We start from the raw sequence: 1,435 nt of genomic DNA, 5'->3' as shown, positions 1-1,435 counted from the left end.
GAGAGTGTCTGATGGTTTGTGTGTGGGTTTCCAACCTGCATAAGGAGATAAGCCAGAATGACTACTGTGACAAGACGAGATCCGGCCGATAAGACCAAGATTGACGCGATTGAAAAGAAGCTGCTTGCTAACCCCGAAATCGCGAAACTGATTGATGACCTAGGCACATCGACAACGGATGCCAACGACCTAGTTCGGGGCATGCTGCAAGCCTCAATCACCAGAGGTTTGAATGCTGAAATGGATGCCCACCTTGGCTACGAGTCCGGCGACAGGAGCGGCAAAGCTGCAGCTGGGACAGACAATCACCGCAACGGGTCGTACACAAAGACCGTGGATTCGAACTACGGGCCGGTAACCGTTGATGTCCCTAGGGATCGGGCGGGAACATTCTTGCCGACTATGGTCCCTAAAGGCTCGAGGCGATTGACTGACGTTGATGACATGATTGTCAGCTTGTACGCCGGTGGAATGACCATTAGGGATATCCAGCACCACATGGCAACTGCGATGCGGGTTGATATCTCTCATGAGACGATTTCTGCGGTTACTGACGCCGTCTTGGATGAGGTCATGGTCTGGCAAAACCGCCAGCTAGACGAGTTCTACCCGGTCATTTTCCTGGACGCACTACGCATTAAAGTCCGCGATGGAGGCCGAGTGGTCAACAAGTCCGCGTACATGGCAATCGGCGTGGACCTCGACGGGATCAAGCACATTTTGGGATTGTGGATTGCCAAGGAAGAAGGTGCCTCCTTTTGGGCGCAAGTGTGCGCCAACCTTTCCAATCGTGGCGTCAAAGACGTCTTTATCGTCTGCTGTGACGGGCTTAAAGGCCTACCAGAAGCAGTCGAGGCAACCTGGCCGAACTCTATGGTGCAAACCTGTATCGTGCACCTGATACGTGCCGCGAACCGGTGGGTGGCCTACGGGGATCGCCGGGCTGTATCCGCCGCGTTGAAGAAGGTCTACACCGCCGCAGACGAGTCCACAGCCAAGGCAGCTTTAGCCGAATTCGAGGCTTCCGAGTTGGGTGAGAAGTATCCACGCTCAGTCAAGGTCTGGCAGGACGCATGGGGGCGGTTTGTCCCGTTTCTGCAGTTCCCGCCAGCAGCGAGAAAGGTCATCTATACGACGAACTCCATTGAATCGTTTAATAATGAGCTGCGTAAAGCTACCCGCAACAGGGTGCAGTTCACCAATGATGAATCCGCGCTGAAGACGCTGTGGTTGATGATCTGCAACATTGAAGACAAACGAGCGGCAAAGAGGGCAAAGGAGGGCAAACGGGTCTCCGCGACAGCCGGCAGACTCATGGAAGGAGCCCGAGTTTCCGGTTGGAAACAAGCCATCAACCAAATGGCCGTGGCCTACCCCGACCGCTTCGACAAATACCTATAAACCCAGCCCCACACACAAACAACTTGACACGCTC

The 1,435-nt window shown here is 54.5% G+C and carries 1 protein-coding gene; it reads left to right on the top strand.

What is annotated here, in order from left to right:
* The first annotated feature begins 57 nt into the window (after nucleotides 1-57).
* Complete coding sequence (locus WMQ00_RS11945; protein WP_340441071.1) at nucleotides 58-1,401, top strand: IS256 family transposase; 1,344 nt, start codon at nucleotides 58-60, stop codon at nucleotides 1,399-1,401.
* Nucleotides 1,402-1,435 lie beyond the last annotated feature (34 nt).

It is taken from the genome of Corynebacterium sp. KPL2825 (genome assembly GCF_037908445.1).
GTDB lineage: Bacteria > Actinomycetota > Actinomycetes > Mycobacteriales > Mycobacteriaceae > Corynebacterium > Corynebacterium kefirresidentii.
The sequence above is the reverse complement of the archived record's forward strand: the minus strand, read 5'-3'. Positions and strand labels throughout refer to the sequence as shown.